This window comes from Pseudoramibacter porci, from assembly GCF_009696145.1.
GTDB lineage: Bacteria > Bacillota > Clostridia > Eubacteriales > Eubacteriaceae > Pseudoramibacter > Pseudoramibacter porci.
In genome coordinates this window covers 1-25,399 of sequence record NZ_VUMO01000007.1, presented here as the reverse complement: position 1 = coordinate 25,399, position 25,399 = coordinate 1, and the positions used below count along the sequence as shown (strand labels likewise).

General features: G+C 52.5%; 30 protein-coding genes and 1 pseudogene. 23 read left to right on the top strand and 8 right to left on the bottom strand.

From position 1 onward, the window contains the following. Nucleotides 1-201 (bottom strand): hypothetical protein, encoded by a 201-nt coding sequence (locus FYJ52_RS06285; RefSeq protein WP_154576378.1) that lies wholly within the window; start codon nt 199-201, stop codon nt 1-3. A 141-nt stretch (nt 202-342) separates the two neighbouring features. Between FYJ52_RS06285 and FYJ52_RS06280 the strand changes: the two genes are divergently transcribed. Then, the gene (locus FYJ52_RS06280) at nt 343-690 is read left to right on the top strand and encodes an ArsR/SmtB family transcription factor (RefSeq protein WP_154576377.1); all 348 of its coding nucleotides are present in this window, start codon (nt 343-345) and stop codon (nt 688-690) included. A gap of 74 nt (nt 691-764) precedes the next feature. Here FYJ52_RS06280 and FYJ52_RS06275 read toward each other — a convergent pair whose 3' ends face one another. Together FYJ52_RS06275 and larC are read right to left on the bottom strand one after the other, a co-directional pair. After that, a complete protein-coding gene (locus FYJ52_RS06275) occupies nt 765-1,532 on the bottom strand; it encodes a metallophosphoesterase (protein WP_154576376.1) in 768 nt (255 codons plus the stop codon). Beyond that, a complete protein-coding gene (gene larC, locus FYJ52_RS06270) occupies nt 1,529-2,857 on the bottom strand; it encodes a nickel pincer cofactor biosynthesis protein LarC (RefSeq protein WP_154576375.1) in 1,329 nt (442 codons plus the stop codon). The genes FYJ52_RS06275 and larC overlap by 4 nt, the downstream gene beginning before the upstream one ends. A gap of 168 nt (nt 2,858-3,025) precedes the next feature. Between larC and ftsH the strand changes: the two genes are divergently transcribed. Beyond that, entirely contained in the window at nt 3,026-4,900 is a 1,875-nt protein-coding gene (gene ftsH, locus FYJ52_RS06265; RefSeq protein WP_154576374.1) for an ATP-dependent zinc metalloprotease FtsH, read from the top strand. A 39-nt stretch (nt 4,901-4,939) separates the two neighbouring features. Here the strand turns inward: ftsH and FYJ52_RS06260 are convergent, their stop codons facing one another. After that, nucleotides 4,940-5,635 (bottom strand): lysozyme family protein, encoded by a 696-nt coding sequence (locus FYJ52_RS06260; RefSeq protein WP_235901556.1) that lies wholly within the window; start codon nt 5,633-5,635, stop codon nt 4,940-4,942. A gap of 156 nt (nt 5,636-5,791) precedes the next feature. Here FYJ52_RS06260 and FYJ52_RS06255 point away from each other — a divergent pair, with 156 nt between their 5' ends. Continuing rightward, on the top strand, nt 5,792-6,751 hold the full coding sequence (locus FYJ52_RS06255) for a homoserine O-succinyltransferase (protein ID WP_154576373.1): 960 nt from the start codon (nt 5,792-5,794) through the stop codon (nt 6,749-6,751). A 76-nt stretch (nt 6,752-6,827) separates the two neighbouring features. Here FYJ52_RS06255 and FYJ52_RS06250 read toward each other — a convergent pair whose 3' ends face one another. Both FYJ52_RS06250 and ybaK read right to left on the bottom strand, forming a co-directional pair. Further along, entirely contained in the window at nt 6,828-7,004 is a 177-nt protein-coding gene (locus FYJ52_RS06250) for a hypothetical protein (protein WP_154576372.1), read from the bottom strand. A gap of 36 nt (nt 7,005-7,040) precedes the next feature. Next, on the bottom strand, nt 7,041-7,538 hold the full coding sequence (gene ybaK, locus FYJ52_RS06245) for a Cys-tRNA(Pro) deacylase (RefSeq protein ID WP_235901555.1): 498 nt from the start codon (nt 7,536-7,538) through the stop codon (nt 7,041-7,043). A gap of 167 nt (nt 7,539-7,705) precedes the next feature. Between ybaK and FYJ52_RS06240 the strand changes: the two genes are divergently transcribed. The 6 genes from FYJ52_RS06240 (at nt 7,706) to FYJ52_RS06215 (ending at nt 13,001) form a co-directional block, all read left to right on the top strand. Further along, nucleotides 7,706-8,359, top strand: a complete 654-nt coding sequence (locus tag FYJ52_RS06240; protein ID WP_154576371.1) for an HD-GYP domain-containing protein — start codon at nt 7,706-7,708, stop codon at nt 8,357-8,359. Between the two features lie 72 nt (nt 8,360-8,431). Beyond that, the gene (locus FYJ52_RS06235) at nt 8,432-9,139 is read left to right on the top strand and encodes a dTMP kinase (RefSeq protein ID WP_154576370.1); all 708 of its coding nucleotides are present in this window, start codon (nt 8,432-8,434) and stop codon (nt 9,137-9,139) included. Continuing rightward, nucleotides 9,136-10,557 (top strand): aminotransferase class I/II-fold pyridoxal phosphate-dependent enzyme, encoded by a 1,422-nt coding sequence (locus tag FYJ52_RS06230; protein ID WP_154576369.1) that lies wholly within the window; start codon nt 9,136-9,138, stop codon nt 10,555-10,557. Before FYJ52_RS06235 ends, FYJ52_RS06230 begins: the two co-directional genes overlap by 4 nt. Continuing rightward, nucleotides 10,550-11,533, top strand: a complete 984-nt coding sequence (gene holB, locus FYJ52_RS06225; protein WP_154576368.1) for a DNA polymerase III subunit delta' — start codon at nt 10,550-10,552, stop codon at nt 11,531-11,533. The genes FYJ52_RS06230 and holB overlap by 8 nt, the downstream gene beginning before the upstream one ends. Then, a complete protein-coding gene (locus FYJ52_RS06220; protein ID WP_154576367.1) occupies nt 11,523-12,734 on the top strand; it encodes a PSP1 domain-containing protein in 1,212 nt (403 codons plus the stop codon). Before holB ends, FYJ52_RS06220 begins: the two co-directional genes overlap by 11 nt. A gap of 96 nt (nt 12,735-12,830) precedes the next feature. Next, nucleotides 12,831-13,001: a DUF362 domain-containing protein gene (locus FYJ52_RS06215; RefSeq protein WP_154576366.1), complete on the top strand. Its 171-nt coding sequence runs from the start codon at nt 12,831-12,833 to the stop codon at nt 12,999-13,001. A 64-nt stretch (nt 13,002-13,065) separates the two neighbouring features. Here FYJ52_RS06215 and FYJ52_RS06210 read toward each other — a convergent pair whose 3' ends face one another. Together FYJ52_RS06210 and FYJ52_RS06205 are read right to left on the bottom strand one after the other, a co-directional pair. Then, nucleotides 13,066-13,473, bottom strand: a complete 408-nt coding sequence (locus FYJ52_RS06210; protein WP_154576365.1) for a BMC domain-containing protein — start codon at nt 13,471-13,473, stop codon at nt 13,066-13,068. A gap of 130 nt (nt 13,474-13,603) precedes the next feature. Beyond that, nucleotides 13,604-14,563: a DUF3089 domain-containing protein gene (locus FYJ52_RS06205; protein ID WP_154576364.1), complete on the bottom strand. Its 960-nt coding sequence runs from the start codon at nt 14,561-14,563 to the stop codon at nt 13,604-13,606. A gap of 145 nt (nt 14,564-14,708) precedes the next feature. Here FYJ52_RS06205 and rlmD point away from each other — a divergent pair, with 145 nt between their 5' ends. The 14 genes and pseudogenes from rlmD (at nt 14,709) to FYJ52_RS06150 (ending at nt 25,168) form a co-directional block, all read left to right on the top strand. Beyond that, complete coding sequence (gene rlmD / locus FYJ52_RS06200) at nt 14,709-16,088, top strand: 23S rRNA (uracil(1939)-C(5))-methyltransferase RlmD (RefSeq protein WP_154576363.1); 1,380 nt, start codon at nt 14,709-14,711, stop codon at nt 16,086-16,088. Between the two features lie 7 nt (nt 16,089-16,095). Then, entirely contained in the window at nt 16,096-17,106 is a 1,011-nt protein-coding gene (locus FYJ52_RS06195) for a Fic family protein (RefSeq protein ID WP_154576362.1), read from the top strand. A gap of 222 nt (nt 17,107-17,328) precedes the next feature. After that, complete coding sequence (locus tag FYJ52_RS06190) at nt 17,329-18,276, top strand: hypothetical protein (RefSeq protein ID WP_154576361.1); 948 nt, start codon at nt 17,329-17,331, stop codon at nt 18,274-18,276. Nucleotides 18,277-18,661: 385 nt separating this feature from the next. Continuing rightward, complete coding sequence (locus FYJ52_RS10230) at nt 18,662-19,108, top strand: aldo/keto reductase (RefSeq protein WP_268892585.1); 447 nt, start codon at nt 18,662-18,664, stop codon at nt 19,106-19,108. Next, the gene (locus tag FYJ52_RS10225; protein ID WP_268892584.1) at nt 19,083-19,418 is read left to right on the top strand and encodes an aldo/keto reductase; all 336 of its coding nucleotides are present in this window, start codon (nt 19,083-19,085) and stop codon (nt 19,416-19,418) included. The genes FYJ52_RS10230 and FYJ52_RS10225 overlap by 26 nt, the downstream gene beginning before the upstream one ends. Nucleotides 19,419-19,462: 44 nt before the next feature. Next, a pseudogene (locus tag FYJ52_RS10220) lies at nt 19,463-19,543 on the top strand (aldo/keto reductase); the annotation flags it as partial. 21 nt (nt 19,544-19,564) lie between these two features. Next, a complete protein-coding gene (locus FYJ52_RS10215) occupies nt 19,565-19,714 on the top strand; it encodes a hypothetical protein (RefSeq protein ID WP_268892587.1) in 150 nt (49 codons plus the stop codon). Then, nucleotides 19,714-19,917, top strand: a complete 204-nt coding sequence (locus FYJ52_RS06180) for a hypothetical protein (RefSeq protein WP_408003706.1) — start codon at nt 19,714-19,716, stop codon at nt 19,915-19,917. The genes FYJ52_RS10215 and FYJ52_RS06180 overlap by 1 nt, the downstream gene beginning before the upstream one ends. A gap of 11 nt (nt 19,918-19,928) precedes the next feature. Continuing rightward, the gene (locus FYJ52_RS06175) at nt 19,929-20,132 is read left to right on the top strand and encodes a hypothetical protein (protein WP_154576360.1); all 204 of its coding nucleotides are present in this window, start codon (nt 19,929-19,931) and stop codon (nt 20,130-20,132) included. Between the two features lie 353 nt (nt 20,133-20,485). Continuing rightward, nucleotides 20,486-21,445 carry a LysR family transcriptional regulator gene (locus FYJ52_RS06170; protein WP_408003705.1) on the top strand — a complete coding sequence of 320 codons (960 nt, stop codon included), beginning with the start codon at nt 20,486-20,488 and terminating at the stop codon, nt 21,443-21,445. A gap of 94 nt (nt 21,446-21,539) precedes the next feature. Continuing rightward, nucleotides 21,540-22,127, top strand: coding sequence for a LysE family transporter (locus FYJ52_RS06165; protein WP_154576359.1), 588 nt, complete (start codon nt 21,540-21,542; stop codon nt 22,125-22,127). A gap of 492 nt (nt 22,128-22,619) precedes the next feature. Further along, nucleotides 22,620-23,393: a nuclear transport factor 2 family protein gene (locus FYJ52_RS06160; RefSeq protein ID WP_154576358.1), complete on the top strand. Its 774-nt coding sequence runs from the start codon at nt 22,620-22,622 to the stop codon at nt 23,391-23,393. Nucleotides 23,394-23,480: 87 nt separating this feature from the next. Then, complete coding sequence (locus FYJ52_RS06155) at nt 23,481-24,101, top strand: 4Fe-4S binding protein (protein ID WP_154576357.1); 621 nt, start codon at nt 23,481-23,483, stop codon at nt 24,099-24,101. A gap of 77 nt (nt 24,102-24,178) precedes the next feature. After that, nucleotides 24,179-25,168 (top strand): SIR2 family NAD-dependent protein deacylase, encoded by a 990-nt coding sequence (locus FYJ52_RS06150; RefSeq protein ID WP_154576356.1) that lies wholly within the window; start codon nt 24,179-24,181, stop codon nt 25,166-25,168. The last annotated feature ends 231 nt before the right edge of the window (nt 25,169-25,399 follow it).

Below are 25,399 nucleotides of genomic sequence, written 5' to 3'. Positions count from 1 at the left end.
TTATTTTTCGATGACGGTGCGGGGGTGCGCCGTTTTGTCGCTGTGACCGATTGAATGGGTGAACCATTCCATTTGCTCGAAAGAATTGATGGACTCCGTCGAATTGGGGGATGGGTTGCGCGTACCCAGCGACCATGCCAGAAAACAGCCGGAGATCAGCATGACTGCGATGAGTATGATGATAACGATCTTCAGTTTCATTCAGTATCTCCTTTGCATCGGGTGATTCGCATTAATCTTTAATGTTCCTTTATTGTAACGAAAAAGACGGGAAATGTACAGAACAAAACAGAAAACTTGTGTAAAAACGCATAAAAAAATGAAAAACAATTAGGAGATTCCATGATAGACAAGACCCAAACAACTAAACCGACGCAGATAGAGGCGGTCTACGTCCGGGAAATGGCTAAATTCTACAAGGTGCTCGGAGATGAAACCCGGCTGCGGATTTTGTACGCCTTGTCCCAGCGCGAGATGTGCGTGACCGATTTGGTCGATGCTCTGGAGATGAGCCAGTCCTCGGTGTCTCACCAGCTGCGCATTCTGCGCGACAACGGCCAGGTGCGCACCCGGCGGGACGGCCGCAATATTTTTTATTCCCTCGACGACAAGCACGTCCTCGATATTTTCCAGGAAGCCCTTCAGCACATCAGCCACCGAATGGCCGAAGGTAAAATTCCGAGAAATTAAAAAGGCGGACGCTTCTTCTCAAAAACAAGTTCGAATTGAGAGAAGTGCCGCTCTTTTTTTTATGCTCTGCGATATTAAACCTTGAGCTCCAGGATCGTGTTGTACAACAGTGTCGTCTTGTGGTCTTTTAAGGTAAGGTCTTTGTGATGGTGGCCGGCGAACCACTGGCGCCAGGTGGCCCGGTCGGCAATTTTCTGGAGCATTTTTGCGACAGTCGGCGTGCGGATGCCCCGGGGCAAAAAGGGCTTGACGAAAATGGCCTTCTGCAGCTTGTAGGGCAGCGTGTGGGTGACGATGTAGTCGGCGTAGCGGTCGTGAGCGTCGAGGTTGGCCAGCGCGCGCTTCATCATGGCTTTGTCGGGGATTTCCTGGGGCCACCAGCTTTTGTTGGGAACGCGTGTCTTGCGGTCTGCGCTCGGCGCGCCGCCCATGGCGAGGAGCGTAAAGGGTCCCTGAGCAGCCGAAATCGTGTAATAGCCGCCGTTTTGCAGGTAAAGTGGACCGCGGCGCCCGTCCATCGTGTAGACCCTGTCGCTGCACCAGTCGATTTCACCGAGCTCGTGATAAATACGGTCGTAATTTTCGTGATTGCCGAGACAGGTTGCGAACTGCAGACCGTACTGCTCGTAAAGCGCCCGGTACATCGCCCGGACGGAACGTTCCCAGTCGTCCGGTTTGACTTCAAACACCGCGCCGAAATCACCGCAGACGAGCATCAGCTTCTTGTCGGGATCGGCACTGAGGGCTTTACCCTGCTGTGCGATCAAAAGCTGAATCTTTTGGATGTCGATGGTGCCGTGAATGTCGCCGGTAATGAAGACCCGACTGTAGGCACCGCTCATTTTTGCGCCTGCCAAGCTGAAAGGACCGCAGCGTAAACGTCGGGGAAGGGCACGCCGGCGGATTGGGCGAGCTGATCGACGGTGTCAAATTCGGGAATACCCCGGCGCTGGCCGTCCCGAATCGTCACTTTGATCTTTGCCGGCCCCCAGGGCGTGGCGACCGTCTCGAAGGATCGAGGGAGCACCGCCCGGTCCACCGGGAAGGAGCGGATACCGATGGTCGTCGTCTCGGCGAAAATCAGGGCTTCGAGAGCCGGCTGATCTGCCCTGCGGCAGAGGACGGTGAGCACCGCCCCCGGGCGGTTCTTTTTCATGACCACCGGTGTGACAGTGGCGTCGAGGGCGCCGGCGGTTAAGAGGTGGGTGACGGCCCGGCCGAGCATTTCTCCGGTGCTGTCGTCGAGGTTGGCTTCAAGCTGAACGACGTTTTGTGCATCGGAGTCTGCGTCAAAAGGGCGGACACCCCCCTCAGTTTCGATTAAAAACAGGCGCAGCAGGTTGGCCGCATCGGTGTAGGTGCGCTTGCCGGCACCGATCCCGGTTTTCAAAATGGTGAACGGCTGCGGCAGGGTTTTCGTCGTCATGACTGCTGCGGCGATGGCTGCGCCCGTCGGGGTGATGCGTTCTCCCTGAAGGCCGGCCAGACACAGCGGCAGGCTGTGGGCTTCGGCAAGGTGGACGACCGCCGGCACCGGCACCGGCATCCGGCCGTGGGCGCAGCGCACGTGGCCGCCGCCTTCGTTGATCACGGGAATGACGACGTCGGTAAAGCCGAGCTGGTTCTTTAAATTGTCGAAGCAGACTGCGGCCGCCGTGATGTCGACGATGGAATCGACAGCGCCGACTTCATGGAAGTGGACGTGGTCGATATCGGTGCCGTGGGCTTTGGCTTCTGCCGCGGCGAGGTTGTTGAAAATCTGTTTGGCCAGAGCACGGGCGCCGTCAGTCATGGTGGCGCCGTCTAAAATTCCTTTGACGTCGGCCAGCGTGCGGTGCTGGTGGCCGTGATGATGAGCGTGATCGCCGTGGTGATCATGATCGTGATTGTGGTGGCCGTGATGATGGGCATGCTCGCTGCCGTCGTCGTAGAGGTAGGCCATGTCGTGATCGTGGTTTTCGTAGGGGGCGTCGAGTTTCACGTCAAAATCACAGGCGTCAATTCCTGCAATGGCTCGGCGGCCGACGGTGACAGCGTAGCCGTCCAGCGGCAGGCTGTCGAGCACCTGCTGGAGGATTTCGCGGTCGGCACCGAGATCGAGCATCGCGCCGACAGCCATGTCCCCGGAAATGCCGGAGCTGCATTCAAAATAAAGTTGCTTTGCCATAAATGTCCCTCTTTTCGTCTTGAGTATCGATTGCTTTACAATAATTTTATCAATTGAGAGAAATCGGCGCAATGCGTTTCCCTTTTTTAAGCATAAACCAAGATGGCAATTGCTATAATAGGCGCGTCAAATAATCGACAATAAAGAATATCAAGAAAGGATAAAAAGATGAAAGAGGTCAAATCACCCAGACGCCCGATGATCTTTTACTACCTGCTCGTGCTGATCGCGATTATCGCGTTCAACCTGCTGGCAGCGCCGCTGATGAATCAGCGGCAGACCAAGAGCGTCAATTACAATACATTCATGTCGATGACAGAGAAGAAGAACATCGGCGATGTCGAAATTCAGGATCAGCAAATCGTTTTTACCAATAAGGCGAAAACCCAGACTTACAAAACCACCAAGGTCGACGATCCGCAGCTGACCGAACGGCTCTACAAAGCCGGCGCCAATTTCAGACAGAACATCAGCTCGACGAGCAATCCGATCGTCTCCTTCCTGCTCAATTGGGTCCTGCCGATTGTGATTTTCATCCTCCTCGGCCGCTGGCTGAACCGCCGGATGATCAATCAAATGGGCGGTGGCGCCAACTCGATGAGCTTCGGGCTCGGCAAGAGCAATGCCAAGGTTTACGTCCCATCTGAAGCGGGAATTCACTTTTCGGATGTCGCCGGCGAAGATGAAGCGAAGGAAAATCTGTCCGAAATCGTCGACTACCTGCACAATTCAAAGAAATACGCGGCCATCGGCGCGACCATGCCCAAGGGCGTACTCCTCGTAGGCCCTCCGGGAACCGGGAAGACCATGCTCGCCAAGGCAGTCGCCGGCGAAGCCAACGTCCCATTTTTCTCGATTTCTGGGTCGGAATTCGTCGAAATGTTCGTCGGGATGGGGGCCTCGAAGGTTCGCGACCTGTTCCGCCAGGCGAAAGAAAAGGCGCCGTGTATCGTCTTTATCGACGAAATTGACGCCATTGGCCAAAAGCGTGCCGGCGGCAAATTCTCCGGCTCTAACGACGAACGGGAACAGACGCTGAACCAGCTGCTCACCGAAATGGACGGCTTCGAAGAAAATAACGGCGTCGTCATTTTGGCGGCGACGAACCGTCCGGAATCTCTGGACCCGGCGCTGACCCGGCCGGGGCGTTTCGACCGCCGTGTGCCGGTCAACCTGCCGGATCTCAAAGGTCGGGAAGCCATTCTCCAAGTCCACGCGAAGAAAATCCGCACGATGCCGGGCATTGACTACAACGCCATCGCCCGCATGGCCGTCGGTGCTTCCGGGGCAGAGCTGGCCAACATCATTAACGAAGCGGCTCTGCGCGCAGTCCGCGGGCATCGCCAGGCCGTGAACCAGTCCGACCTTGAAGAAAGTGTCGAAGTGGTCATCGCCGGCTATCAGAAAAAGAACGCGATCCTCTCGCCGAAAGAAAAGAAGATCGTCGCCTATCACGAAACGGGCCACGCCCTCGTGGCGGCCCTCCAGACCCAGTCAGCACCGGTTCAGAAAATCACGATCATTCCGAGAACGTCGGGGGCCCTCGGCTACACCATGCAGGTGGAAGAAGGGGAAAAGAACCTGATGTCCAAAGAAGAGCTCACCGAAAAAATCGTCACCCTCACCGGCGGGCGCGCCGCTGAAGAAGTGGCCATCGGTTCGGTCTCGACCGGCGCCTCCAACGATATCGAACAGGCGACCCGGATGGCCCGGGCGATGATCACCCGCTACGGGATGAGCGACACCTTCGATATGGTGGCGTTGGAAACGGTCGAAAACGCCTATCTCGGCGGCGATACCTCGCTGGCCTGCTCGGCGGATACCCAGAAAGTGATCGATGAAAAAGTCGTCGATCTCGTCAAATCGTCCCACCAGAAGGCGGTCGACTTGCTTCAGGCCAACCGCAAGGTGCTCGACGAGCTCGCGATGTACTTGTACGACAAGGAAACCATCACCGGCGACGAGTTCATGGCCTTCCTCGCGAAATACCAGAACGAAGGAGAACTCACCGACGAAGCGGGTCTCGCAGCGGTGGCTGAGTAAAATTAAAATATCAAAACAAAAAAAAAGAACCTTGGCTCTTTAAAGGCCGAGGTTCTCTAATTTTTGGAAAAATTTGGCGGAGGCCGCCGTGCGGTTGTAGTCGTAATACGCCATGACTTTCTTGGCGTAGGCCGGATCGCCGTAGGCGCTCCACCCGAGCTTGGCCTGCATCCGCGCGCTGAATATTTTGGCGTTAGTTTCAGAATAGCCGCCGTAATTTTTTTGCGCCCATTGGATGTAGTTGTTGCCGAAATTGTACCCCTGGAGCGCCAGCATCAGTTTTCTGCGCTGGGACGGAGAGGTGCAGCCGGCCGCCTTCAGGCAGTCGGCGAAATGCTCGACGCCGACTTTGATCGAATATTTCGGATCCTGAATGGCGTTGGGCGCGTTGCTGTAATAGGTGTTCATCGGCGACTCGCTGGCCTGCATCGGGTCGGTGCCGTAGCCTTTGGTTTCCTGCATCATGATGGCTTCAATGACGGGATCGAAATGGGCGATGCCGGAGCGCTTCGTGAATTTCTGAATCGTCGCGCGGTACTGGCGGACGTGGCGTGTCGTGCGCTTGCCTTGGAGGGCACTGGTGTCGAGGAGGTATTCCAGCGAACCGTACTGCCAAAAAGCCATGAGCCCGACGATCACCGCGAGAAAAACAATCCCGGTGCGGATGCGCCGACCCCGTTTGGTCAGCGGCCTTCGTTTTGTTTTCATTTTATGTTTCGGCTGAAATAATTTCAAATTAAACCTCTCATTCTGGATTCCGAACCCTTTCGGAATGTCTCTTATTCTAATGTTGAATGCTTAAACTTAAAATAATCGTCCGTAGGTTTTAATTTGTGGTAAGATAAAAGCCAAACGCAAGTTGTAAAAATGTATGAAAAGGAGGGAGCACGTTTGCCGATTTTAGTTCAAAATGATTTGCCGGCGAAAAAGATTCTCGAAGGGGAAAATATTTTCGTGATGGACGAGCGCCGGGCGCATACTCAGGAAATCCGTCCGCTGAACATCTGCATCCTGAACCTGATGCCGCTGAAGGAAGCGACAGAGCTGGATCTGCTGCGGGTGCTGTCCAACTTCCCCATTCAGACCCAGATTACATTGATGAAGACCGAGACCTGGGAAGCAAAGCACACGAAGGCCTCCCATCTCAATAAATTTTACGAAACCTTTTCGGATTTGAAGGATCAGTATTTTGACGGACTGATCATCACCGGTGCGCCCATTGAAAAAATGGACTTCGAAGCAGTGCAGTATTGGCCGGAAATGGTCGAAATCTTCGAATGGTCCAAGACTCACGTGTTTACGACGATGCATTTATGCTGGGGCGCCCAGGCCGGACTGTATTACCACCACGGCGTCGAGAAATACATGCTGCCGAAAAAGCTCTCGGGCGTCTACCGCCATCGGGTCGTCCACCGGAAGAAAATGCTGATGCGCGGCATGGACGATTATTTTTATATGCCCCATTCCCGCTACACCGGCATCGACGAAAAAGCCGTCGCCGACAATCCGGAGCTTTACGTCTGCGCGGAGGGCGACGAGGTTGGGCCGACGGTGATTCTCGCCTACTCGTCCCGGCAGATTTTCATCACCGGACATTCGGAATACGACCGGATGGAACTGGACGCGGAATACAAACGGGACGTGGCCCGCGGCGAACATCCGGATCTTCCGGTGAATTATTACCCTAACGACGACCCGTCGAAGGAGCCGATGCTGTTGTGGCGCGCGACGTCCAACTGCCTTTACACCAATTGGCTCAATTTCATGTACCAGGAAACGCCTTACGATTTGACACAGATTGCCCCGATCGAGGCCGACAGCTACACCTGCTGCGCCGATGAGCAGAAATAAAAACCGCGTAGCGCAATTAAAAACCGCATTCTAAAATGGATGAGAATGCGGTTTTTTTAGTGGTTTCAATGTCAGTTTAGAAGCTTTCGTACTTGAAGTGCATCAGCACGTCGTCCAGCAGCCGCTCGAGGGTTTCGCCGTCGTGAATGTCTTCGTCAGGCAGTTTGTGGTTGATGTCCCGGATAATCGCGTCCAGCGTGCTGTAATAAGCGTCGGTGTGGGGACGGCCGGAAGAAAGGGATGATTTGCTCATGGGTTCTCCTTTGTGTGGGTGTCGCGGGTTGCAGTATCAGCGGGTGATATCGGCGAAGGACGCGCCGATAAACGCAGCCAGGGCCTTCGGGTCGACGCCGACCTGGGTGCCGATTTTGCCGCCCGACACGTAAATGATATCCTGATCCTCGGCGGAAGCGTCGATCACCGTGGCGTAAAGTTTTTTCATGCCGACGGGCGAACAGCCCCCGTGGATGTAGCCGGTGTTGGGCAGAAGCTCTTTTTGGTGGATCATTTCGACGGATTTTTCGCCGGCGGCTCGGGCCGCCTTTTTTAAATCCAGCTCTTCAGCAACCGGTACGACGAAAACCTTGAATTCGCCGGAATGTCCGCGGCAGACCAAGGTCTTGAAAACTTCGTCCGGGTCTTCGCCCATTTTTTCAGCCACGGACACGCCGTCGATGTTGCCGTCCGCCGCGTCGTAGTATTTGGGATCGTACGTCAAGTGCGCTTGTTCGAGGATCCGCATGACATTGGTTTTCTGTGGGTCTTTTTTATGTTTTTTCTTTGCCATTTTTGCCTCCTCGTTATTTTTGATGGCATTATATCACAAGATTTATTCCTATTGTGTAAATTTTTCTACATTGATTTCGGAGAGGGTGTTGTATAATATAGGTGAAATTAAAAAGAGTAACGCAATCATATACAAGGGAAAAGAAATGAAAGGAAGGGGGAACCCCTATGACGGCATCAAAAGGCGAGACCATGCTGAAAAAAGTGATGATGCGTCTGCCCCGGCAGGAAGCTTACCACAACATGGTGACCGGGCAGTACATGCGCATCATTCTCAGGCTGATGGGAAAAGAGAATCTTGAATCCGAGCTGATGTGGCACCATCTGTCCCCTTTTGATTATCACGATATCGGCAAGGCTTTTCTCGATCAGGACCTGATGGCAGAGCAGACGATTTACACGAAGGATCAGGAGCTTCTGATGATGGCCCACGTCGATTACGGAACCGGTGTCTTTCAGCAGATTGCCGAAATCGAGCCGGACGCGCGGATGTTTTGCGCCGCCGCTGAAGAAATCGTGCTCTTTCACCACGAATGCTTCGACGGCAGCGGCTACCCCGACGGCCTATCCGGACGTGATATTCCGCTGCTGGCCCGGGTGTGCGCCGTGGCCAACGTCTACACACGGCTCAGGGAAAACGCCGGCGGCCCGATGTACCAGCGGACCATCAAGGAAAGCCTCGACGCGCTGAAGCGCTATTCCGGGACGTTTTTCGATCCGGACATTGTTGAGATTTTCGTCAAAGGCACGACAGAGGAGCTCATGGAAAAGCAGCTGGTCCGTCAGCTGGATATCATCGAATCCCATCATTTCAGTTTTTAACGGTTTTGTACAGACAGCATCAACCCTGCTGTCTTTTTTTGTTATAATAGAGAAAATTGCAGGAGGGGCACCATGAAAACAGAACGAAACGGCAGATTAATCGTTATCGAAGGCATCGACGGCACAGGCAAGCAGACCCAGTCCGAGCGGCTGGCCCGGGAACTGACTGCACGGCAGGTGCCGGTGCTTCGGGTGTCCTACCCGCGCTACGAAAAGGATTCGTCGGCCATGGCCCGGCATTATCTGGCCGGGGATTTTGGGAGCGACCCTGACGCCGTGAGTCCCTACATCGCGTCCACATTTTTTGCGGCGGACCGCTACGCCTCTTATCAGGAGGAGACCGGCCCGTTTCTCGCCCGGGGCGGCGTCGTCATTGCCGACCGCTACACCACGTCGAACCTCGTGCACCAAGCCGGGAAGATCGCGGATGCGGCTGAGCGGGACGCCTTCGTCCGCTGGCTCGAGGATTACGAATACCATCTGCTCGGCCTGCCGCGTCCCGATCTCGTCTTTTTTCTCGACATGCCGGAGACTGTCAGTGAACAGCTCATGGCGGACCGGGCCAATAAAATCACCGGAGCCGCCGACAAGGACATTCACGAGCGGGATGCCGACTATTTGAAACGCTCAGCGGCCTGTGCCCGGGCCCTCGCTCAGGAGCGCCATTGGCGCATCGTCCACTGTCTGGACAACAGCGGACAGCTGCGCAGCGTCGACGACATCGGCGAAGAAATCACGGCGGCGGTGCTTGACGCCCTTCAAGGGGAGGGCAACCCATGAGCCGCACGCCCATTGGCGATATGCTCCGGGATAACGCCGGCCGCGACCGCCTGCGTTTTCACATGCCCGGCCACAAGGGACGGGGACATCGGATTTTCGCTGAAGACATCACCGAGATTCCCGGCGCGGATAACCTTCACGATCCTCAGGGGGTCATCGCCGAAAGTCAGCGGGTCATCGCGTCACTCTACCGCGCGCGGGAGAGCCGTCTCCTTGTCGGCGGCACGACCGCGGGGATTCTCGCCGCGCTGCTCGCCGGCGCGGGGCCTGAAGGCCGGGTGCTCATCCCGACCAACGCGCACCGCTCGGTGTTTGCAGCGATGCACATCGGCCGGCTTTCGGGACATTTTATCGATCCGGCGTTCGCGCACGAACCCTGGTTTCCAAAATCGGTGAGTGTCGAAGCGGTCGAAACCGCTCTCGATCGAGATCCTGAAATCTGCGGCATGATTCTGACGAGCCCCACTTATTACGGCACCGTCAGCGATACTGCGGCCATCGCCGGAGCGCTCCACCGCCGCGGAAAATGGCTGATTGTCGACGAAGCCCACGGGGCCCATCTGGCTTTTTGGAACGGCGGGCCGCGGGCCGCGCTCGACTGCGGCGCCGACGTCGTCGTTTCGAGCACCCACAAGATCCTCGGCGCACCGACGATGGGCTCGGTGCTGCTCATCGGCAGCGAGCGCATTGACAGCGGGCGCATCTCCGACTGGCTGAGTCAAATTGAGTCCTCCAGCCCGAGTTACCTGCTCATGGCCGGTATCGAAGCTGCGGTCGTCGAAGGGGCTGAGGCAAGTGAGCGGGTGTTTCATGCGATTGCGGAGGCGCACGATTGGGCAGTCAAGCGGTTTTCAGACCCGGCGTCCAATTTATTTTTGATCGACGGCCCCGCGTCCCTTTACGACAAAAGCAAATGGGTCTTTGGCGTCCGGGACGGCTCGGGCCTCGCCATCGCCCAAACCCTGCGGGAGCGGTACGGCCTGTATTTCGAGATGGAAACACCGGAGATTCTTCTGGCGATGACCGGCATCGGCACGACAGCGGAGGACCTCGGCAATTTGATAGAGGCGATGGCCCGGGTCAACGGTCCGGCGCCGGAGAACCCTGTCCCGCCGGTTCAAATGGCGACTTTGTCCGCCGGGCGTTTCAATCAGCGTGTCCCCTTTTGGCGCGCGGCCGATCTGCCGAAACGGTCCTGCCCGCTCACCCAGGCGGCTGGACAAATCGCCGGCCAGATGCTGATTCCTTATCCGCCGGGTGTGCCGGCCGCGCTCCCCGGGGATACGCTGAGCCCAGACATGGTGTCGGCCCTTACAGCCCTGGTGCGTCAGGGCGTGCCGGTGCTCGGGGTCGAACAGGATCAGATTCAAGTGCTGGCATTCAATCACAAATCGAATAAAGGAGAGCAGGATGTTTGAAGGAATTGTGGGACAAAGCCGGGCGCGGCAGCTTTTGAGCCGGGCCGTCGCCGCCGATCAGGTCAGCCATGCGTATTTATTCACCGGCCCCGCAGGCATCGGAAAGCGCAGTCTCGCCCGGGGTTTTGCCAAGGCGGTCCTCTGCACCGCGGCGCCGGACAACCGCCCCTGCGGTTTCTGTCCGTCTTGCCGGCATTTTGAATCGGACACCCATCCCGATTATCTTGTCATCGCGCCGCCGGAGAACGGTGCCATCAAAATCGATCAGGTCCGCACGTTGATCTCGGTGATGGGGACCCGTCCCCTCGAGGGCGGCGGCCGGGTCTGTCTCATCGAGGATGCCGAACGGATGACAGCGGACGCGCAGAACGCGCTGCTCAAATCCTTGGAAGAGCCGGAGCCGGGCAACGTCTTCATCCTGACGGCGGATAACCCGCGGAAGCTTTTGCCGACGATCCGCTCCCGCTGTCAGCAGCTGCCGCTGGAGCCGCTGACCGATCGGGAAATCCTCGACGTGCTGGCAGCCCACGACATCGATTTGACCCCTGAACAGCAGGAAGACGTGCTGCCCACTGCGGGGGGCCTGCCGGGACAGGCCCTGGCCTTGACGTTGTCCGACGAAGGGCAGCCGATAAAAACCGAATTGCTCCCGGTGATTTATGATATACTGAGACACAACCCCATGCCGATTTTCGATTTTGCCGAAAAAGCCGGCAAGGATAAACATAAAAGTCTTGAGGCAGCCAATTGGCTGATGCGGGTGCTTGTCGAGGCAGCCGCCGAAAAGGCGGGCCAGCCTTCGGGCGGCTCGGCCTCACAGATTGCGGCACAGTCGGATGCCGGGGCCCTCACCGCTATGGCTCAGGTGGCCGAAGGGCTGTGCCGGCGTCTGGGCACCAACGCCAATCCGCGCCTCCAGTGGGAGGCGGCGCTGCTGCAGATTGCTGAAATACAGGAGAATGCCAATGAAAATTAAGATTGTCGGGGTGCGGTTCCGCCCCGCTGCGAAGATTTATTATTTTAAGGTCGGCGAGCTGGCTTTAGCCCTCCACGACCACGTCGTCGTCGAAACGGCCCAGGGCATCGAGTACGGCGAAGTCGTCGTCGGACCGCGGGACATCGATGACGCGACGTTTAAGCGCGCGCTCAAGCCGGTCAAACGGGTGGCGACGGAAAAGGACGAACGCACCCACGCGTCGCTGCTGGAAAAGGAAAATCAGGCCCGCCAGATTTTTGAAGACCGGGCCCAAACCCATCATCTGGACATGCATTTGGTCGACGTCGAATTCACCTTTGACCACCGGAAAGCGATTTTCTACTTTACGGCAGACGGCCGTCTGGATTTCAGACAGCTCGTTCGGGATCTGGCCTCGACCTTCCATCTGCGCATCGAGCTGCGGCAGATCGGAGTCCGGGACGAAACGAAGATGTTTCACACCTTGGGCATCTGCGGCCGCACCACCTGCTGCTCGAGCTGGATGAGCGATTTTCGTCCGGTCTCGATCAAAATGGCCAAGGAACAGGGCATGTCTTTGAACTCGACGAAAATTTCCGGCGTTTGCGGGCGGCTGCTCTGCTGCCTGACCTACGAGGACCCGTTCTATCACGAGGTGACCCGCAAAATGCCGCGGGTCGGCAATTGGGTGACGACGCCCGAAGGCGAGGGACAGGTCTATCGGCTCAACGTCCTCGAGGAAAAGGTTGTGGTCAAAATGCAGACCGACGACGATGAAACGGAAATCAAGACCTTCGGCGTCGACGAAGTGGTGAAGTCCGGCGACAAGCACGTACTTGCCAATAACCGCCGCCAGCAACGGGAAAAAGAAGAACGCCAAAAAGAGCAGCAGAAGGGCGAAAATAGCAAAACCACCGCAGAGGAAGGCAAGGCTGAAGGCGGCGAAAAAGCCGCACCGGCACACAACAAACCGAACAGAAAGCACACCAGAAATAAAAACGCTTCGTCCAAAGCTGCGAAGTCCCAGAATCGCGGCGGCGCCGACGAAGACAAATCCGGCGGAAAGGGCGACGGCAGCCGGGAACCCCGCCATCGGAAGCGGCGCCATCGCGGCGGCCGCAAGCATAACAACCGTCAAGGCAAGGCGAAGGGCGGCGACAAGAGCCGCGAAGCCCAAAATGCGCCGAAGCGCGAGGGGAATGGCCAGAGCGGGAAATCCTGATTTTTGGGATGAGAAAAAATCGAAAAGAACTTGATTTAAAACGCTTAAGGAGTATAATAAAACTGTATCAAAGAAAGAGCTGAAAGGAGACGTATCATGGCATATCATATTTCTGATGACTGCATTGGCTGCGGCGCATGCGCAGATCAGTGCCCAGTTGAAGCAATTTCTGAAGGAACACCGTACGTGATCGACGAAGATACCTGCATCGATTGCGGTTCATGTGCAGATCAGTGCCCGATGGGCGCAATTGCTCCTGCTGAATAATCGAAACTGATTTTGAAGCATAAAAAAACTTCCCGATTTCGGGAAGTTTTTTTATTGTCTGAAATCAGGTCTTCGTGATGTCGCAAATCGTGAAGCCCAATTTGTTTTTCAGATAATTGAGGATCGCTTTGACAGCGGAGGTGACGTCGGAAATGCGGCCGGTAAAAATCAGCGTGCCGCTAAAACGGTCGATGAATCCGATATCGACGTGGGCGGTCTTGCAGGCAAGATCCCCCGCGATGATCGCGATTTCGTAGGGCGTCATGCTTAAAATGCCGATGGCGGCCTGAGAATAGTCCACGGCCGGGTTCAGACCGAGTTTTTGGTAGACGATCGCTTCAGGCCCGGCGATAATGTGCGCCAGCGTGACCTGTTTGCCAGGGACGGTTTCCTGAATAATACGCAGTTTCCCGTCGTTGGTTTTCAGCGCGTCGCTGTCGTGATTTTGTGTAATTTGATTGATATCAGCCATGAATCTGCCTCATTTCATCAATGGATTTTCGTGCGGAATAACCTATTTAGAATATAACACGATTTCATTGCAGAATAAAGACAATAATTTGCCTATTACCGAAATTTTACAGATTATCCCGGCCGCGGGGCTATCGGCGATGAGCGTTCAGCCACGCCGCAGCCCGGGTCAGCGCGTTGGCGCGGAGGTCGTAATAATACAAGGGGATGTCGCCGGTATGAAGCACCCCTTTTGGAAAATAATCACCCTCGTCGCCGATGACGCGGAAGTCGTCGGGATTGGCGGTGGTGCAGACGACAACGCCGCGTTTTGGATCGACCGCCGCGTCGGCGTAGCCCGGCCGGTCGGCCGCGCCGCAAAGGCGGCCAATGGGACTAAAGCGGACCAGATGGGCACCTAGGCTCTCGCTGGACGGCGCCGGCACCGCGTCGGTGCGCCAGTTCACCGGGTTGATGCACGGCGCGTCGGGCATCAGTGTGATGTTGCGGGCTGTCACCCCCGGAGCCTCGGTGTTGTAAGAAATGATTACGTCCGTGTCGTCGGGGCCGGTCGCAAAACGCAGGTGGGGATTTTGCGCGAGCTCAGACCGGGTGATGCTGAAGCCGATCAGGTAAGCGGCGATGAGCTGATCGTGGTATTCGGGATGGCGGACAAAGACCGACTCGAGGAGAAACTTTGCCATCAGCGCGCCCTGGGAATGGCCGGCGAGAATAAAAGGCCGGCCGCCGTTGAGATGGGTCATATAATAGTCAAAGGCGGCGCCAATGGACGCGACGGGTCCGTCGATCAGAGCTCGGCGCAGACGCGGGCTTTTGGCAGCGCCGACGAGACATTCGACGTTGCTCTGGCGGTACATGGGCGCGTAGACGTTACCCGACGGGAAGAAGGCGGAAGCCTTGTGCTGGAGATGACGCATGCCGAGGCGCCGGACCTCGGTGTCGGTCATGACGCAGACGGGCGGCTCGCCGCTGCGGTGATATTCCGTCGGGATGATGTAGAAGACGTCGACGGCGGAAACGGGCGGATCGGGTTTTAAGAGCCAGGCGTCGTCCTGGCTGTAATCGGGTGACGGAACAGATTGTCGATTCATGATGCAGCACCTCACATTCTTAGATCTGTCGGACACAAGTTATTTTTATTATTTTATCACAATTTTGCCGATATGGATGTTAAAGGTCGTGGCATTCTTGGTATAATAGCAGATAAAATCATGTGACGTAAAAAGGAGAAATGCGATGAAAAAAGGCGACATCGTCGAATTGAAAATCGACCGGATGGTGTATCCGGGGAAGGGGGTTGGCGAACTTCCCAACGGCGACGGCACGATCCCGTGCAGCGTGAAGGGCGGGGTGACCGGCCAGACTTTGAAGGTGCGCATTAAAAAGAAGCGCCGCGGCAAAGCGGAGGGCCAGATGCTGGCAGTGGTGTCTGAGGCGCCGGACAGCCTCGCACCGCAATGCCCAGTGTTTGGGAAATGCGGCGGCTGCAGCTATCAGACGATGCCGGCTGACGCGCAGCTCGCGGTCAAGGACGGTTGGGTGATGGATTTGCTCGATCAGGCCGGCGTCGAAGGCTTTACCCATTTGCCGCCGATCGAAAGCCCTGACGTGTTCGGCTACCGGAATAAAATGGAATTTTCTTTCGGCGACAGCGAACCTGGTGGGCCGCTGACCTTAGGTTTTCACCAGAAGGGCCATTTCTATAATATTTTGGATGCCGACGCCTGTGTGCTCGCCCATCGAGATTTCGGCGCCATCGTCGCTGCAACCCGGGATTTTTTCCAAGGGGTACCCTATTATCACAAGCGCAGCCACGAAGGGGTACTGCGCTATCTCGTCGTGCGCCGGGGGACCGCCACCGGCGACATCATGGTCAATCTGATTACTTCGACCCAGGGCGAAATCGACGAAGCCGGCTATTTAAAAACGCTCCTTGACTTAAAATTAGAGGGGCGCATTGCGACGGTGATCCACAGCCTTGACGACAGTGTCGCTGACGTGGCCAAGGCGGAGTCCATGAAAATCCTTTTCGGCGACGGCGTCATCCACGACCGCATTCTCGACGTCGATTTTGAAATTACCCCGTTCTCCTTCCTCCAGACCAATACTCGGGGCGCTGAGGTGCTTTACACCGCTGTGCGCGACGCCGTCCGCCAGGGAACGGCCGGGATGGCGAAAAAGCCTGTGCTGTTTGATTTGTACTGCGGCGTCGGGACCATCGGCCAGATTTTGTCGCCCTTTGCCGAGAAAGTTGTCGGCATCGAATTGATTCCCGAAGCCGTCGAGGCGGCCAGAGTCAACGCCGCCGCCAACGGCTTGACCAACTGCCAATTTATCGCCGGGGACGTCAAAACTGAGGTGGGTAAACTTTCGGAAAAACCGGACGTCATCGTCCTCGATCCGCCCCGGGAGGGCATCCAGCCCAAGGCCATGGGCGATGTGCTCTCCTTTGCACCGCCAGTTTTTGTTTACGTGTCCTGCAAGGCCAGCTCCCTCTCCCGAGATCTGCCTTTTTTCGTCCGCGCTGGCTATACCGTTGAAACCGTCCAGTGCGTTGACATGTTTCCGCAGACGCCGCATGTTGAAACCGTGGCGATGATGACACGGAAAAAGTGAACGAAAAATGAGCACATACAAGCCACCCTTTCATATGACAGATCAAATTGTCAACCGGCTGGCCGAAATCAGCGAACAAGTCGGGCGCATCACGGTGCTGTCACGTGGCAGCCTGAATCCGCATCTCAGAAGGGAAAACAGAATCAAAACCATTCATTCTTCGTTAGCGATTGAGCACAACTCACTTTCCTTGGATCAAGTGACGGCTATTCTGGATGGTAAACGCATTCTCGGCAATCCAAATGAAATCCGGGAAGTCAAAAACGCCTACGACGCTTATGAGATGATGCTCGCGCTGAACCCATTTTCAGTCAAAGATTTATTAAAAGCCCATAAAGTGATGATGCAGGATTTGATTTCTGAAAACGGCAGATTTCGGACGGGAGGTGTTGGCATATTTGACGGAGAAACTTTAGTCCACATGGCACCGCCCGCAGACTTGGTCCCCAAAGAAATTCAAGATTTATTCGATTGGTATCAGGCATCGGAAATGCATCCGCTGATCAAGAGTGCGGTCTTTCATTATGAATTTGAGTTTATTCATCCTTTTGCGGACGGCAATGGGCGCATAGGCAGAATGTGGCACAGCATGCTGCTCGGCAAATGGAATGAACTCTTTTACTGGCTGCCGATTGAAGAACTGATACGAAATCGTCAGCAGGCATATTATCACGCGCTCGGACAGGCCGACAGAGAAGCAGACAGTGCGGCTTTTGTAGAACTGATGCTTAATATCATTTTAGATACGTTAAAAGAAACGACTGTGGTCGGAGAAACTCAAAGTTCCAAAACACCAAAACATCAGCCAAATGATGTTTTGGATGATGTTTTGGCAGATAGAATAATGGCAGTCCTGAAAGAAAATCCGAAAATTACACAGCGAGATCTGGCAAAACAATTACGAATTTCTTACCGATCTGTTCAAAAATACATGAAGCAACTTCAGGAGCAGGGTCTTATTGCACGTGTTGGCGGGAAACGCTACGGTCATTGGGAAGTCGTAAAACCAAGAGTTTGACATTCTGCGCAGTGCGTGTACATGTTCCCCAGACGCCGCATATTGAAACCGTGGCGCTGATGACACGGGAAAAGTGAACGAAATTTACGATTCAAAACGCCAATACGCCCAAATGGTGGCGTATTGGATGACGTTTTGGCAGATAGAGTACGAATAGAGATACTATAAATCTCCGCGTATATGTGATATAATCATAAATAAAAGCATAGAGAGGAAGCAAAAGTGAACGGAAGCAGAAATATAAAAATCATAGTGGCCGTGATAGCGGCAGCTGTACTCTGCTGCGGTGCAATCTGGTATATACACAGTCGGCAGTCGAAAACCTACAGTGTCCCCCTCGTGATCAACGCAGAAGGGCTGGATACGAAGCAGGGGACGAAAATTCCCATACGCGTAAAAGGGAAGGATGTCCGGGGGAACGCTGTTAACAAGTCTTTTTATGGCGGCACATCGTCATCTGATATTGCACTTAAACCTGGAAAATACACGTTCACCGTGAGCCATTCTCCTATTGCAAAAGATGGGACAATATATAATGTCGATGGCGCAAGCACAGATACCAGCATTTCCAAAGACGGCAAAGTTTCAGTTAAGTCGGAAATCACAATCTCACCGATTGCCGCAGAAAAAGTGACGGACGAAGAAATCAAAAAAGCCTGCGATGCGGCGAAAGACAGCGGAATCAGCACTTCTAAATTGAATACGCTCAAGAAAAAAGCGCAGACACGCAGAGATGATGCGGTGGCTGAAAAAACAGCTGCATCTTCGAGTGGGCACGCTTACAGCAACGACTATTTCTATATTGATGTGCCGGATGACTGGACATCAAGCGATTGGAGCGTGGAGCAGATCAATAGCGTGAAGTGGAAGCTTGAATACAAGCCGAATAATCACCCGGTTGGAGAAGCTGTCATTGTGGTTGCAGCGGATAATCCTTGGCCCAAAAACAACGGTGCTGTAAAAGATCTCGGCAAATTAGCAAATGGACAGAACGTATATGTCACTTTTGCCGGAGGTGGTCTTTCGGAGGTTTCTTTTGGTTTGAACAGTACATGGTCTAACAACCATGAATATGCGCAAGAAAATGGCCTTACGGATGAAGGCGAGACGGACTGGAATGCGATTTGGAAAGCCCGCGATATGATGAGAAAAGAACAAACAGGAAAATGAGAGGTCCCCAGAATCCTGAACACATTGACTAGCGGCGCCATTTAACAACTGGATGCTGACCTGTACCTTACAGGCGGCATCCAGTTTGTTTTGTAATGCTTTAGCAAAGGATTCGACAAGAGGAACGAGGAGAATCAAAGAACCACCGGCTGAGCCGGTGGTTATGATTTATCTCAATCTATTCGGGCAGTATTTATTATCAAGAAAGATACAGATTTGGCATACAGGATATTGCCATATCGGCTGCTGCTGTTGCTTTGGGAGCAGCGGTCATGTCCCTTGGAAAAGATAACATTTACTGCTTCCTTGTAGGAGCGGTTATAGCGGCAGGAGGCAATTTTGCCATGCTGCTGATCAAATATAAGAAAAAGGAGAGTGCAACATAATGAAATATACAAAACTTGGAAATTCAGACCTAACAGTATCCCGTATCTGCATGGGCTGTATGGGATTCGGCGATGCTGCAAGAGGGCAGCACAGCTGGACGATCGATGAAGAGCATTCCAGAGAGATCATTAAACGTGGGCTTGAACTTGGAGTGAATTTTTATGATACGGCCATAGCCTATCAGAGCGGAACCAGTGAGCAGTATGTCGGAAGAGCGATCAGGGATTTCGCAAAGCGCGAGGATGTGGTCATTGCCACAAAGTTCCTGCCGAGAACGCCCGAAGAGATAGAACAGGGAATTTCAGGTCAGCAGCATATAGAGAACATGATCGACACGAGCCTTAAAAATCTCGGTATGGATTATGGTGGATCTCTATATCTATCATATGTGGGACTGGCAGACGGATATTTACGATATCATGGACGGATTGAATCGTATCGTTAAAGCTGGAAAAGCAAGATATATAGGTATATCCAACTGCTTTGCATGGCAGATTGCAAAAGCAAATGCGCTGGCTGAGAAAGAAGGCTTTGCAAAGTTCATATCCATCCAGGGACATTACAATCTGATCTTCCGTGAGGAAGAGAGGGAAATGGTGCCATATTGTGAGGAAGAGAATATCGCCCTTACACCATACAGTGCATTGGCAAGCGGCAGGCTTTCCAGAAAGCCGGGAGACGGTGACACGAAGCGCGCCGCAGAAGATACCTATGCAAAATTCAAATACGATGCACGGCAGATCAGGATAATCTGATCATAAACCGTGTGGCGGAACTTGCCGAAAAGCACGATGTCAGCATGACGGAGATATCCCTTGCGTGGCTTCTTACGAAGGTCACAGTTCCGGTAGTCGGAGCTACGAAACTTCACCATATCGAAGGAGCGGCAAAGGCGGTGGACATGAATTTAACCGCAGAAGAAATTACATATCTCGAAGAACCTTATGTACCGCACCCTCTGGCTGGCGTGATGGCACAGAACAAGCCGGCAGCAGCTAAGGAAAAACATGTATGGTCCACGGGAGATCAGAAGATAGGAGGGCAAAAATAATGAGCGAGAAAATCGTACAGACAGCGGGAAGAGCGCAGCTGGGAGACTTTGCGCCGATGTTCGCACACCTTAACGATGATGTGCTTTTCGGAGAGGTATGGAACGAAGATGCGATAGATGTCAAAACCAAGTGTATTATTGAGGATACAAGTGCCGAGTGGCTGGAGCCGGTGTCTGATGAAGATTACAGCAGACTGAAATAGGAGTGATGATAATGAAGATAAAGACGTTATTCATAGGGATGCTTGCTGTTGCAATGCTCCTGTGCATGACAGCCTGCGGCAGTTCCGTGAAAGAAACTACAGAGAGCACACCTGCCCAAGCCTCAGATCGGGTGGATACCGATACGGAACCGAATGATAGTGAAGATAAAGAACAGCAGTACAACAATCAGAATACAGGGATTTCCGAGCGATAAAATGGCTGAGGTTATTTTATGATGGCAAAAAACTATAGGGCCGAGACGTCATCTCCCATCAATCAAGTGCGCCTATATTGGGTGGAGACAGCTCGGAATCTGTGTTAAACTAACTTTGATTATAAGCGGAATCCCGGCCCTTCGACCATTTTCCGAAGTCGTAGGCAAGTGTAAAAAATCGCCTATTTTTGCATTGACCATTTCCCTTTGACGGGCGGAAATTGGTGATATTTATACGCTAAGCTCGGCGCATATTGAAACCGTGGTACTGATGACGAGGGTCAAGGACTGAACGCCGAAAAAAGTGTTGTATTTCCCGGATTTTCTCATGGACACAAGCTGGATAGGGCTGAATGAATGCTTTAGATGTCAGTGTGGTAAGTAGGTATTTGCAAGGTGAGATTATGACAATTCAATTTCTAAAATATATCGTCGCTGTCGCGGAGATCGGTTCTATCACGGAGGCGGCAAAACAACTTCATATTTCTCAGCCAAGTTTATCAGCAGCATTGAAGAAAGCGGAAAAAGAAGTAGGATTCGGGATATTCACAAGAAACCGCAGCGGTATTGCATTGACGAAAGAAGGCGTAGAATTCCTTGGATATGCGAGGCAGGTGATACAGGAGATGAATCTTCTGGAAGACCGCTTCATATTGAGTAAGCCGGAAAAACAGCGCTTCTGTGTATCAACCCAGCATTACACTTTCACAGCAAATGCATTTGTTGAAATGGTTCAGAAGTTTGGGCAGGAACGATTTGAGTTTATCCTTAATGAAACCCAGACTCACCAGATATTAGAAGATGTGAAGAATCGCTTCTGTGATTTGGGTATTATCTATCTGTGCGACAGAAATAAGACATTTCTAAAAAAAACGATGGATGAGATGGGGCTTAGTTTTTATGAATTGTTTTCTGCTGATCCGCATGTATTTCTTCGGGCAAAGCACCCTCTGGCCGGGAATAAATCTGTCACGCTGAAAGACCTGCAGGCCTATCCGAGATTGAATTTTCTTCAGGGAAGCTACGAGTCAGCGGATTTCTCCGAGGAACCGTTCAGCACGGAGCTTTCGGAGAAGGAGATCCGTGTCAGCGACCGGGCGGCCATCGTAAATCTGATGATTGGACTTGACGGATATACCATATCAAGCGGAATCTTTCCGAAATATCTGCAGGGACGGCAGATTGTTTCAGTGCCGCTTGCAGAGAAGGAGAAAATGCATATTGGATATGTGCTTTGTAAGGGTCAGACTCTGTCTGAACTTGGATCGATCTATGTGGATGCATTGAAAAAATATGCTCCGCAACAAACATAGATAGGAACTATGACAAAGCATATAAAATAAGTGTTACCTATAAATCTCCGTTTTGCGGTATGATAACATCAATGCTGCGAAAGGAGATTTGGTTATGCCGGGATATGTGCTGACTAATTTTTTAGTATATGCGATTGTAAATGCATTTACACCGGGGCCTGGTAACATACTGGCACTCAATACAGTGACCAATTATGGGTGGAAGAAAGGGAAACCGCTCTTTTTAGGAATATTCACAGGGTACTATGTGGTTCAGATTATCTGTGCCGTTTTTGTGTACGGAGTAGGGACATTTCTTCCTAATGCTTTGCGGGTCATGAAGTATATCGGAGCTGCTTACATCCTTTGGCTTGCGATCCATATTGCCATAAGCAAGCCTGAAGTCAGCGAAGAGCAGGGTTCCGCATCTTTCATGAAAGGCTTCCTGCTGCAGTTTGTAAATATCAAGATCTATATGTTCGGAATCACAGCGCTGACAGGGTTTATCACGCCATACAATAAGGCATTGTGGACGCTGATCGGGTTTGAACTTCTGATCGCAACGATCGGGACGATGGCAACTTCAACTTGGATCGGTGCCGGACTTCTGATACAGAAATTCTACATAAAGCATTACCAGATTATCAATATCATTCTGGCACTGACTTTGCTTGAATGCATATGGAGTATGTTGCGAGTGTAAAATTCCAGTTTCATAAACAGACCAAGGCTCCTCACTTCCGGCAAATACGTCGGCGGCGGGGAGCCTTTCTTATGCTTTGATTTCAATGAAGAAATCCTGAAGAACAATGCTGCCGTAACCGAGTAAAGACAACGGATAGCTTTAAATATTGCAGCTGTATTCTGTGGCACTACAATCTTATACACGGCCAACAGTCGAAAACATACGATATACCTCTCGTGATAAACGCAAAAGGGCTGAATACTGAAAAAGGCACGATAGATGTCAATATGCCCCGTTGCCGAGTTGGATGTTAGGGAGTTGTGGCTGCGAGATAGATGTCAGAATTAAATATATATTCCGGATGCTAAAAGGGTGTCCGGAATTTTTATGAAAAAATTTTGATATAACTATGGACATTACATCTACAACGTGTTATACTAACGCCATCAGATGAAATAATGACAGTTACATTTAGAAGACCAATTACAGATTTTTAAGGAGGATACAACCATGACAAACAAAGAAAAGGCACAGGCGCTCATCGGCACATTCGCAAGCGGTGATACCGCAAAAGCAAAGGAACTTCTTGCTCCCGGCTACATTCAACACAACCTCGCTTATGGCACAGGCGCTGAGGCTTTCGTGGGCAGCGTTGCTTCCCTTGCATCTGCTCCTGTAAAGACCACAGTCAATAATATCCGCGTTTTCGAGGACGGAGACAAGGTATTCCTGCAGACGATCTATAACTTTGCAGGAGCCGGTGAGCAGGTCGCTTTTGACATCTTCCGCTTCGATGCAGACGGCAAGATTGCAGAGCATTGGGATAATATCGCTGACAAGGCTGCGCCTAATCCTTCCGGTCATACGCAGGTTGACGGTTACGACTCGTTGGAAGACCTCGATAAGACGGAGGAAAACCGTGAGATCATCAAGAACTTCCTTCATGATGTCATGCAGGGCAAAGCGCCTGAAAAGACACCTTCATACTTTGATGGTGACACCTACATTCAGCACAACACAGGAATTGCCGATGGCCTTTCCGGTCTCGGTGCTGCGCTTGAAGCGCTTGGTAAGCAGGGCATTCAGATGATCTATGACAATATCCATCAGGTTCTTGCACAAGGCAATTATGTCTTGGCTGTTTCCGAAGGTACCTTTGGCGGGGCGCCTACTTCTTACTACGATCTGTGGAGAATTGAGAACGGCAAGGTGGCAGAGCATTGGGATGTCATGGAAACCATTGCTGACAAAGCGACCTGGCAGAACCAGAACGGCAAATTCTAATATAACCGTTAAAATTATAACGGGTGTGATGTAACATGATAGCCGGGGCAGACTGTTCCGGAGTCCTTTTCTAGGGAGGCATTGAACATGGAAGCAAAAGATTATCTTGACTATATCGCAAATGAAATCCATCGGACGATTGTGGCCACCGTTGATGACGAAGGTCTCCCGGTGACGGCAGCAATCGATATGATGGACAGTGATGAAAAGGGATTGTATTTCCTTACGGCAAAAGGCAAAGGCTTTTACGACCGTTTGAAGAAAAGAGGGTTTCTTGCCCTGACTGCGATGAAGGGTGAGGATACCATGAGCAGTGTGGCTGTGTCTATCCGTGGAAAGGTTCGGGAGCTTGGATACAATAAGATTCCGGAACTGTTCGAGAAAAATCCGTATATGCGCAAGATATATCCCACAGAGGAGTCTATGCAGGCGCTGACCGTTTTTCAAATCTATGCGGGCAGTGGGGAGTGGTTTGATCTTTCAAAGAAACCGATAGAGCGTGACTCCTTTACCTTTGGAGGCGTGGAGAAAAAGGCAGAGGGATATTTTATTACTGGCACATGTATTGGCTGTGGAAGCTGTGCAGCGGTTTGTCCGCAGAACTGTATCATGACAGACAGTATTCCCTATGTTATCGAGCAGGCACACTGTCTGCATTGTGGGAACTGCGTGACGGCATGTCCTGTAGGTGCGGTGGAAAGAAGGTAATAGCATGAACGAGACAATGACACAGGAGCAGCGCCTGGATCACCTCGTAGAGGAATTTAAAGAGGACAAAAAATATTATGAAGAACATATACGATAAAATGCCGAACGGCTATCTGGAGAGCATTCAGAAGGGACTCAGTGCGGTGCGGTATTTCAGCAGAAATATGTCATTGGGAACAGGCTCTAAGGCGGAACGAATTGCCAGATTAAAGAAAGAGATCGAAGCGGCAGATGCGATCGTGATCGGAGCGGGTGCCGGACTTTCCACTTCTGCCGGACTGACCTATAGCGGAGAGCGGTTTGATCGGTATTTCTCAGATTTCAAGGAGCATTTCGGCATCCGGGATATGTATTCCGGCGGGTTCTATCCCTTCCCCGATGCACAAACACGCTGGGCGTGGTGGGCAAGGCATATCTATTACAACCGATATATTGATGCGCCGAAGCCTGTCTATCAGGAGCTGCGCTCACTTGTGAAAGATAAGGATTATTTTGTTGTTACAACGAATGTGGATCACCAGTTTCAGAGAGCAGGCTTTGATAAAAAGCGACTGTTCTACACCCAAGGAGACTATGGCCTTTTTCAGAGCGTCAATCCGTCTGTGCAGAAAACCTATGATAATGAAGAATGGGTCATGAAAGCAATGGAAGCACAAGGGTTCACACAGGACGAGAATGGATGGTTTCAGGTTCCTGAAAGTGGTGAACTGAAAATGAAGATCCCGGCATCTCTCATTCCGAAATGTCCGGACGATGATTCGGATGTGACGATGAATCTTCGTGCGGATGATTCCTTTGTCGAGGATGAAGGGTGGCACAGCGCGTCCGCGGCATATGCGGATTTTCTGCTTAAGACTGAGCACCTTCATGTGCTTTATCTGAAACTTGGCGTGGGCGCCAACACGCCTGTTATTGTGAAATATCCGTTTTGGCAGATGACGTTTAAAAATGAGAAAGCAGTATATGCCTGCATCAATTATGGCGAGGCGTATTGTCCGGGCGAGATTGCAAACAGAAGCATCTGCATTGATGGGGACATTGGTGATGTGTTGATGAAGATGAAATAACAAAAGGGCTTTAAAAGAAAAATCAGGCGCCCACACTGCCATCAAGCGGCGGTGGGGAGCGACAACCCAATAAAATGCCCCTAAGCCATTATGGTTTAGGGGCATTTCAGACTGTAGACAAAGTCTAGGGCAAACGCTCTAGGCTTTGTTTATTATCGCAATCATTTTTCACCTGTTGCCATACAACCGTGGTAAAATAGCAATAATAGAAACAGGCCATGCATTCAGTAA

What these genes read in the sequence shown, in the direction of transcription:
- FYJ52_RS06285 (WP_154576378.1), bottom strand. Translation starts at nt 201, where the DNA reads ATGAAACTGAAGATCGTTATCATCATACTCATCGCAGTCATGCTGATC.
- FYJ52_RS06280 (WP_154576377.1), top strand. Translation starts at nt 343, where the DNA reads ATGATAGACAAGACCCAAACAACTAAACCGACGCAGATAGAGGCGGTC.
- FYJ52_RS06275 (WP_154576376.1), bottom strand. Translation starts at nt 1,532, where the DNA reads ATGAGCGGTGCCTACAGTCGGGTCTTCATTACCGGCGACATTCACGGC.
- larC (WP_154576375.1), bottom strand. Translation starts at nt 2,857, where the DNA reads ATGGCAAAGCAACTTTATTTTGAATGCAGCTCCGGCATTTCCGGGGAC.
- ftsH (WP_154576374.1), top strand. Translation starts at nt 3,026, where the DNA reads ATGAAAGAGGTCAAATCACCCAGACGCCCGATGATCTTTTACTACCTG.
- FYJ52_RS06250 (WP_154576372.1), bottom strand. Translation starts at nt 7,004, where the DNA reads ATGAGCAAATCATCCCTTTCTTCCGGCCGTCCCCACACCGACGCTTAT.
- ybaK (WP_235901555.1), bottom strand. Translation starts at nt 7,538, where the DNA reads ATGGCAAAGAAAAAACATAAAAAAGACCCACAGAAAACCAATGTCATG.
- FYJ52_RS06240 (WP_154576371.1), top strand. Translation starts at nt 7,706, where the DNA reads ATGACGGCATCAAAAGGCGAGACCATGCTGAAAAAAGTGATGATGCGT.
- FYJ52_RS06235 (WP_154576370.1), top strand. Translation starts at nt 8,432, where the DNA reads ATGAAAACAGAACGAAACGGCAGATTAATCGTTATCGAAGGCATCGAC.
- FYJ52_RS06230 (WP_154576369.1), top strand. Translation starts at nt 9,136, where the DNA reads ATGAGCCGCACGCCCATTGGCGATATGCTCCGGGATAACGCCGGCCGC.
- holB (WP_154576368.1), top strand. Translation starts at nt 10,550, where the DNA reads ATGTTTGAAGGAATTGTGGGACAAAGCCGGGCGCGGCAGCTTTTGAGC.
- FYJ52_RS06220 (WP_154576367.1), top strand. Translation starts at nt 11,523, where the DNA reads ATGAAAATTAAGATTGTCGGGGTGCGGTTCCGCCCCGCTGCGAAGATT.
- FYJ52_RS06215 (WP_154576366.1), top strand. Translation starts at nt 12,831, where the DNA reads ATGGCATATCATATTTCTGATGACTGCATTGGCTGCGGCGCATGCGCA.
- FYJ52_RS06210 (WP_154576365.1), bottom strand. Translation starts at nt 13,473, where the DNA reads ATGGCTGATATCAATCAAATTACACAAAATCACGACAGCGACGCGCTG.
- FYJ52_RS06205 (WP_154576364.1), bottom strand. Translation starts at nt 14,563, where the DNA reads ATGAATCGACAATCTGTTCCGTCACCCGATTACAGCCAGGACGACGCC.
- rlmD (WP_154576363.1), top strand. Translation starts at nt 14,709, where the DNA reads ATGAAAAAAGGCGACATCGTCGAATTGAAAATCGACCGGATGGTGTAT.
- FYJ52_RS06195 (WP_154576362.1), top strand. Translation starts at nt 16,096, where the DNA reads ATGAGCACATACAAGCCACCCTTTCATATGACAGATCAAATTGTCAAC.
- FYJ52_RS10230 (WP_268892585.1), top strand. Translation starts at nt 18,662, where the DNA reads ATGAAATATACAAAACTTGGAAATTCAGACCTAACAGTATCCCGTATC.
- FYJ52_RS10225 (WP_268892584.1), top strand. Translation starts at nt 19,083, where the DNA reads ATGGACGGATTGAATCGTATCGTTAAAGCTGGAAAAGCAAGATATATA.
- FYJ52_RS10215 (WP_268892587.1), top strand. Translation starts at nt 19,565, where the DNA reads ATGAATTTAACCGCAGAAGAAATTACATATCTCGAAGAACCTTATGTA.
- FYJ52_RS06180 (WP_408003706.1), top strand. Translation starts at nt 19,714, where the DNA reads ATGAGCGAGAAAATCGTACAGACAGCGGGAAGAGCGCAGCTGGGAGAC.
- FYJ52_RS06175 (WP_154576360.1), top strand. Translation starts at nt 19,929, where the DNA reads ATGAAGATAAAGACGTTATTCATAGGGATGCTTGCTGTTGCAATGCTC.
- FYJ52_RS06170 (WP_408003705.1), top strand. Translation starts at nt 20,486, where the DNA reads ATGAATGCTTTAGATGTCAGTGTGGTAAGTAGGTATTTGCAAGGTGAG.
- FYJ52_RS06165 (WP_154576359.1), top strand. Translation starts at nt 21,540, where the DNA reads ATGCCGGGATATGTGCTGACTAATTTTTTAGTATATGCGATTGTAAAT.
- FYJ52_RS06160 (WP_154576358.1), top strand. Translation starts at nt 22,620, where the DNA reads ATGACAAACAAAGAAAAGGCACAGGCGCTCATCGGCACATTCGCAAGC.
- FYJ52_RS06155 (WP_154576357.1), top strand. Translation starts at nt 23,481, where the DNA reads ATGGAAGCAAAAGATTATCTTGACTATATCGCAAATGAAATCCATCGG.
- FYJ52_RS06150 (WP_154576356.1), top strand. Translation starts at nt 24,179, where the DNA reads ATGAAGAACATATACGATAAAATGCCGAACGGCTATCTGGAGAGCATT.